This window comes from Nostoc sp. 2RC (assembly GCF_014222165.1).
Lineage (GTDB): Bacteria > Cyanobacteriota > Cyanobacteriia > Cyanobacteriales > Nostocaceae > Nostoc > Nostoc linckia.
Genome location: NZ_JACKZU010000055.1, coordinates 21,398 through 28,535, shown reverse-complemented (window position 1 = coordinate 28,535; position 7,138 = coordinate 21,398). Strand labels below are relative to the sequence as shown.

The window sequence follows — 7,138 nt, the reverse complement described above, 5'->3', positions numbered from 1 at the left end:
CCTCAGAGCCTGCGGGGAGGGGATTAAGGGGTGGGGTTTTTCGGGTTTAATAAGTAATCAAGCGGACATGATATTAAACAGAATATTCTTACTCACCAACGTTACTTGCTGAGCAAGTGGCTCCTCCCCATTCCCTACTCCCAGACTAAATTACTATCTTTGAGTGCAATTTAGTTGAGATTATATTTGAGTAATTTTTCCAATTAATTTTAGGCTGCTTTTTGTTCTGAAGCTTAGAAAAAACGGGCATTCTATGTTTAGAAAGAAACGTTAACAGCAAGCAAGCAGTCAATAAACAAATGATTGAACAAAAATTGCCTTTATTCCCTTCTGCATTCAGGCAAATGGGAGGCACAGTTGTTTTGGCGATCGCTTACTATCAAATGGCTGAAATCTCGCGTCATCTTGCCTCTACACCCCAGGATGTGACTCCAGTTTGGCCGCCGGATGGAATTGCTGCTGGGGCTGTTTTATTGTTTGGTAACTGGATGGGGTACGGTGTTTTTCTGGGTTCATTTTTTGCTAACTTTTGGGCGTTTCAAGATTCAACAAGTTTCTTATCTCTGGTGATTTCGACGCTACCAGTTATGGGAATTGCCATCGGAACAACTCTAGGCACTATATTTGGGGCTTTCCTGCTACGAAAAGCTAGCAACCTCCGCTATCCGTTACAACGTGTCCCCGACACGTTCAAATTTTTGATTCTAGCCGGTATGGTGGGGCCAAACATTAATGCAACTGTTGGAGTGGCTTGCTTGGCATTGAGTGGTAAAGTTCCCTGGACAGCCTATGGTACAGTTTGGTTGACCTGGTGGATTTCCAACGTTTCAGGAATTTTTATCGTTACCCCAGTTATGCTTAGTTGGGAGCAATTCATTCACAAAAAACGACATTCCCTCTGGCAATGGTTATCTCTAAGTTCAACCTCAGAGGATTTTGAAAATCTCTGCCATATTCGTCAGTTTCCAGTAAACTTACGCCGTTTAAGATTTTGGTTGATCCTAGCAGAGCCAGTTATCTTAATGGGGTTAGTAATTTTGAGCAGCAAAATTGTTTTTAGTAAAGAATATCACTTGGAATACATGTTGATTCCAACGTTGATTTGGTCTGCTTTTCGACTGGGACAACCGGGTGCAACGTTATTCAATTTTATTGTGGCTGCCATTGCTGCCATTGCCACCGTCAATGGTAAAGGTGGTTTTGCCAGTGAAGATCTCAACCAATCTTTGGCGCAACTGCAATCATTTATTGGTGTGATTACACTCACGATTCTTGTGTTGACGGCAACCATCGTAGAACGAACACAAGCACAAACCAACCTGCGTTTAGCTTTTGCTGAATTAGCCACAACTAATGAAACTCTGGAAGTTCGAGTCCAGCAGAGAACTGAAGAATTAAATGAAAAGAATACGGCTCTCAAGCAAACTCTACAAACCCTCAAACAAACTCAATTACAGATGCTTCATAGTGAAAAAATGTCTGCATTGGGACAGATGGTGGCGGGGGTTGCTCATGAAATTAATAACCCAGTTAATTTTATTTATGGCAACTTAATTTATCTTTCTGAGTATGTTGAAAATTTGCTCGCAGCATTGCAAATTTATCAACAGCATTACCCTAACCCATCTCCAGCACTCCAAGTAGAACTGGATAAGCTGGAGGTGGATTTTTTACAATCAGATTTAACCAACATTCTTCAGTCCATGAAAGTCGGTACCGAACGCATTTCTACTATTGTGTTATCGTTGCGGAACTTCTCGCGCTTGGATGAAGAAGGATTGAAAGCGGTAGACATTCATGAGGGGATTGATAGTACCTTGGTGATTTTGCAATATCGTTTGCAAGCAACAGCTCACCGTCCACAAATTCAGGTTGTTAAAGAATATACTAGTTTGCCACTGATTGAATGCGATCCCGGCTCCCTCAATCAAGTTTTTATGAATCTTTTGAGCAATGCTATTGATGCATTAGAAGAATCTAACCAAGTACGTTCATTCCAAGAAATTTCAGTTAACCTCAATACCATCTGGATTCAGACTAGTCAAATTGATGCAAACCAAGTGATGATTGTGATTTCTGACAATGGAGTAGGCATTCCCCCAGAAATTTCCTCTAAATTATTCGATCCTTTCTTCACTACTAAATCAGTTGGCAAAGGTACTGGCTTGGGTTTGTTTATTAGTTATCAAATTGTAGCTGAGAAGCATGGCGGTAATCTTTGGTGTGAGTCCACAGTGGGACAAGGCACAAAATTTGCCATCGAGATTCCTGTGAAAGCTAAAAAGATTGGTTGAGTACTATATCAACTATTTTCTGCCCCGTTCTTGCATTTCTTGTTGGCGCATGGGCATAGCATCTATTTGTTCAAAAATTGCTGTTGCTTGGACTGGTGTAGTATCTTGGCGCTTGACACCACCATCTTTGCCCACCAAAATGACGCGAAAATTTCCTTTATCAATTCCAAAGCGATTTCGCAAATTTTCAGCGGAAGGCTCATCGATTGGCAGTCCGTTGGCATAGCTTTTATCTGTTGCTAAAACCCGAACAAGAATCAAATCCCTCTGTGTAAAATCGTCTTGGTGCTGGTCAAATAATTTTATTTGTTGCTGATAGTTATAGTTATCAACAGATGGTGCAAACACCAATAACACGCGATTTTGCCATTTTTGGGAACTGAGGTTAAATGAAAACATTTTAATGCCTGGATTGGTTGAATTTTTCACAGTACCAGCAATGTTCGCTGGCACTAGCATCAACGATGCGAGTAGTGTCACGGCGATTAATACCGAGTTATTTATTTGGAAAATTTTTACGAATTTCATCATTTCAAGGTATCATCATTAATTGAGTATTGAGTGTCTGTCAATTTATTGTAGAAGTTTGACGAGGCAGCCAGGATTTAACTTTCAATGAATGAAATCCTGGCTGCATTGTAAATTATGAATTATGTGTTCGTTGTCGCTCAATGGGTAGAGCTTCTCAAGTTGAATTGGAAATCATCATGAATCCCAAGACTTATAAAAAATTAGTTGTCAAACAGTTGAGCCGAAATTTTAGAGCTGCTGTTGATATTGTTGAAACTGATTTTCCCATACCTGCTGGCAATGAGGTTGTGGTGCGTAATCTTTATGCTGGAGTCAATGCTTCAGATGTCAATATTGCTGCGGGGGTATATTTTACAAATACACCACCATTCGATATCGGAGTTGAAGCTGCATCTGTTGTTGTTGCTGTTGGTGAAGATGTACAACATCTGCACATAGGCGACCATGTTATTACTTTGCAAATAGGAGGTGGATACCGCGAGTATTTTGCGGTTGATGCTACTCAAGTGATGCCTGTTCAACAAGCAACTCCAGAAATACTGACTGTTGTGGCTAGTGGTATGACTGCTGCCATTGGTTTAGAAGTTGTTGGAGAAGTCAAAAGCAGTGATGTAGTATTGGTAACAGCCGCAGCAGGTGGTACAGGTAGTTATGCTGTGCAACTGGCGTTGCTTGCAGGCGCTCATGTGATTGGAACGTGTCGATCGCACTCCAAAGTGGAATTTCTCAAGCAACTTGGCTGTCATCGAGCGATCGATTACTCTCAAGAAAATCTCGATGAAGTTCTCAAAAAAGAATATCCCCAAGGCATTGATTTAGTTTATGAATGCGTTGGTAGTGAGTTATTTGATATATGTGTTGATAACCTGGCACGGCGCGGTAGACTAGCGATCGTTGGATATATTTCTGAATATTTATCATCAGAACTAGAATTGGTAAACCGTCCAAGAATATACAACAAATTACTATGGAAATCAGCTTCATTACGTGGCTTTCTCTTCACTGACTATTTAGAATATCTACCAGAAAAACAGTCTCGATTGATGGAATTAATCTCAACAGGTAAAATTAAACCTGCTGTTGATTCAACAGAATTCAAAGGCGTTGAATCTATTGTTGACGCTGTAGAATATTTATATAGCGGTGAAAATCGCGGTAAAGTCATTGTTCGTTTTTAACAAAAATTATCAGGTTATTAACTGTGACTGTTGATTGTTGACGGTTCACAGTTAACAGTCAACGCTTCAAGCGGAATAATTTATTCTTTTGAGTTCGCTAAAGATAATTAAAAATGAAAGGATTGGGGACTTAAAGACAATGAAATTGAGCCTTAATGCACCATCCATGCGGCGGTGCGTTAGGCGCTAAGTAGTTATTTCGTGACCAATCATATCGAAAATATGCGCCTAATACACCCTACATTAATTTTATTTTCTATAAATAACCTTTGAAGGTAAGGGTACTCCTAGAGAATGTTTAAAAAGTATTGGGTGAATAGAATTCGCTACTACACAAAACTTAGTCCACCTGCGTTGACTAACACCAAATCAAGATTTTCAAACCCACGTAGGTGGGTTTCGTCTGTGTAGCCGTGATTTCCAATTGCCCGGTGGGGGTAGTTGAGTTTTGAATAACGTGATATTATTACGTCGCAATTGCCTTCAAAATTGCGAATCTTCGGTGAAATCTGAATATTATTCTCAATGTTAAGCGACAATCAATACTGGGTTTAAATATAAAGGAGTGCAGCTATGCCAACAATTCATTTGATCGATGGGGAAAAGGGAGGGGTAGGCAAGTCTCTAGTCGCTAGAACAATGATTCAGTATTGCCTGGATAAGAATATGCCGTTTATACCAATAGAAACCGATAGATCAAATCCAGATGTGGCCGGGGTGTATAAGGGTATATGTCAGTATGCAGTGTTTACAGAAGATGAGAGACAAGCTGACAAGGCAGATAAAATCTTTGAGATTGCAATGAATAAGACAGTGATTGCTAATCTAGCAGCACAATCTCATAGGGCAGTCAAGGAATGGATTGAGAAAAATCAGTTAATTGAACTGGGAGAATCACAAGGAGTATATTTTTGTAAATGGTTTGTTTCAACAGGAGGATATGACAGCTTAAATTTATTTAAGCAATCTGTAAATAGCTATGCTGGCAAAGTTCCTCATATATTAGTCAGAAATTTAGGCTTATGCGAGGATTGGGAACATGTAAATTCTGACGCGACAATACAAGAAGTAGTGAAAAAATATAATATTAAGGCTATAGATTTTCCCAAACTTGCATATAAAGAAAGAAATATTATAGACCAGCATAGATTAACATTTGCCGATGCAAGACAGTATAAAGAATTTGGAATAATTAGCAAACAAAGAGTGGTGAATTTTCTCAAGCTAGCCTACGCTGCTTTTGAAACCGTTGGTATATGGTATGAAGAAGTTAAATAAAGTTAGCTGAAAAAGTCTTTTTGTGAAGGCAGGGAATAGAGTTGAGGGAATAGGGAATAGTTTTATCCCTATTTTTTCTAATTTATTGTGTTGTTAGAAATTGTAAATGCAAGGTTTTTAAACTTAAATATTACTTAAGCTACCTTTGCCGTTAGTTATTATTGGGGTGGATTCGTTAGTGGAAATCGCTACAACTGAAGGAGCTTGTGTAATAGATTTTTTGCTCTTACTCCGGTTTCGATTAGAACCACCTGCTTTTAAATACTCTATACTATTTCTGCCGTAGATACTTGCGACTGCACTCAGCATCCTCTCAGATAGTTCCGAAAGCCCTTTGTCTTTGAGATCCATTGTCTTACGAGATTCATCAAGATTAGACAAAAGGGTATTATGGGCTTCTAGCGTAGCACGTGTATCATCAATGTAGCGACTGTAAGCTTCAATTGTTAATCCGTGCCCTAAATCTAGATTTTCATTAATGGATTTAAGCAAGGCGAGACGACGTTGGGCTTTGTCCAGAGCAGCAGAACCGCGAGTTTTTACAGACATGGAAAATATTTCTTGAATAGTTATGTTTTCAAGATAGTGGAATGCCTTTATGCGTGATAAGAGTAGTTTTGAGGATTTGATTAAGAGTTAAAATTGAGAGTTTTTCTGTATTTTTACTCATTAATCTGTTTATTTGTGTTGGTTGTTTTAGTATAAATACAATCTGTGATGTGAAGGCGATCGCCAAAGTCGCAAATGTAGTGTCCAAAGTCGCAAATGTAGTGTCCAAAGTCGCAAATGTAGTGCCCGAAGTCGCAAATGTAGTGTCCAAAGTCGCAAATGTAGTGTCCAAAGTCGCAAATGTAGTGTCCGAAGTCGCAAATGTAGTGCCCGAAGTCGCAAATGTAGTGTCCAAAGTCGCAAATGTAGTGCCCGAAGTCGCAAATGTAGTGTCCGAAGTCGCAAATGTAGTGCCCGAAGTCGCAAATGTAGTGTCCGAAGTCGCAAATACGTAGGCGTAGCCAGCCTTAAGCATCGCTTGTTTTGAACAAGTAAGCGATATTCTGCATTTTGGACATTCCCAAAAGCGATCGCTAATTTTATGATTGCAATATAGACATAGACTTGTAGCAGCTTGTCGTTACATATCGTTTGTTATAAAAAAGTGAGTGCGATCGCAAAAATACTCGGCTGCTGGCTCGTATTACAACCCCAGCCAACCTCTTAAAGATTTTTCTAACAGTTCAGCATTAGCATCAGCTAACTTACCGATCGCTTTTACAACTAAGCTTTGATGTACTGTGTATAAACCTCTCTTAACTGCTGTAGGCACGTTTAGTCCTGCTGCTGACCATTCAGACAAGACAAACTCACCTTCTAGTAATGCCCCGGTTTTGCTTGTCAAAGGCGTGATTAGGATGTCTTGAGAAACGTGTGGCGCACTGACTACAACGGCAGGTCTAACTTTTGAAATGGACAAATCTGAAAAGGGATACTTAACCAAAATGATGTCATTTTTAGAGTAATTGGGCATAGACATCATCCTCAGGGTTATCCCAAACTGATGAGAGTGATGTTTGACTAGCTTGAAGCCAAAATTCAGTTTCATCGTCAGGAATCAGAGTCACTAACACTCTTGTACCTTCTGGTAATTCTGCTGACTCCAACAGTTCGATTTTTCCTTGTCGAACAGTAGCCCAAAGTGTTTTTAGCATATCTGTTTTATCAATAGTCATGCTTTGATTTTATGCTTTGATGGCTAAAAGAGCGATCGCTTTGCAGAAAACCAACCTCAAAAATTCAAAAATAAAGCGTAGACGCGTAGCGGCTTGTCGTTAGACATCGCTTGTTGTAGAAGAGTGGTGCCAT

7 protein-coding genes are annotated in these 7,138 nt (G+C 39.6%); 3 read left to right on the top strand and 4 right to left on the bottom strand.

Annotated features, from left to right (window positions below):
• Window positions 1–299 precede the first annotated feature (299 nt).
• On the top strand, window positions 300–2,294 hold the full coding sequence (locus GNE10_RS35845) for an MASE1 domain-containing protein (protein ID WP_185564772.1): 1,995 nt from the start codon (window positions 300–302) through the stop codon (window positions 2,292–2,294).
• A gap of 12 nt (window positions 2,295–2,306) precedes the next feature.
• Here the strand turns inward: GNE10_RS35845 and GNE10_RS09185 are convergent, their stop codons facing one another.
• Window positions 2,307–2,825: a DUF4174 domain-containing protein gene (locus GNE10_RS09185; RefSeq protein WP_099071577.1), complete on the bottom strand. Its 519-nt coding sequence runs from the start codon at window positions 2,823–2,825 to the stop codon at window positions 2,307–2,309.
• Window positions 2,826–3,001: 176 nt separating this feature from the next.
• Here GNE10_RS09185 and GNE10_RS09180 point away from each other — a divergent pair, with 176 nt between their 5' ends.
• Window positions 3,002–4,003, top strand: a complete 1,002-nt coding sequence (locus GNE10_RS09180) for a zinc-binding dehydrogenase (RefSeq protein WP_099071585.1) — start codon at window positions 3,002–3,004, stop codon at window positions 4,001–4,003.
• Window positions 4,004–4,576: 573 nt separating this feature from the next.
• A complete protein-coding gene (locus GNE10_RS09175; RefSeq protein WP_099071576.1) occupies window positions 4,577–5,281 on the top strand; it encodes a mobilization protein in 705 nt (234 codons plus the stop codon).
• 123 nt (window positions 5,282–5,404) lie between these two features.
• On the opposite strand, the gene GNE10_RS09170 is transcribed toward GNE10_RS09175, so the two are convergent.
• The 3 genes from GNE10_RS09170 to GNE10_RS09160 all read right to left on the bottom strand — a co-directional run bounded on the left by GNE10_RS09170 (window position 5,405) and on the right by GNE10_RS09160 (window position 7,005).
• A complete protein-coding gene (locus tag GNE10_RS09170; protein ID WP_185564769.1) occupies window positions 5,405–5,830 on the bottom strand; it encodes a hypothetical protein in 426 nt (141 codons plus the stop codon).
• A 643-nt stretch (window positions 5,831–6,473) separates the two neighbouring features.
• Complete coding sequence (locus GNE10_RS09165; RefSeq protein WP_185564766.1) at window positions 6,474–6,803, bottom strand: type II toxin-antitoxin system PemK/MazF family toxin; 330 nt, start codon at window positions 6,801–6,803, stop codon at window positions 6,474–6,476.
• Window positions 6,787–7,005 (bottom strand): hypothetical protein, encoded by a 219-nt coding sequence (locus tag GNE10_RS09160; protein ID WP_244918170.1) that lies wholly within the window; start codon window positions 7,003–7,005, stop codon window positions 6,787–6,789. The genes GNE10_RS09165 and GNE10_RS09160 overlap by 17 nt, the downstream gene beginning before the upstream one ends.
• Window positions 7,006–7,138: the final 133 nt, after the last annotated feature.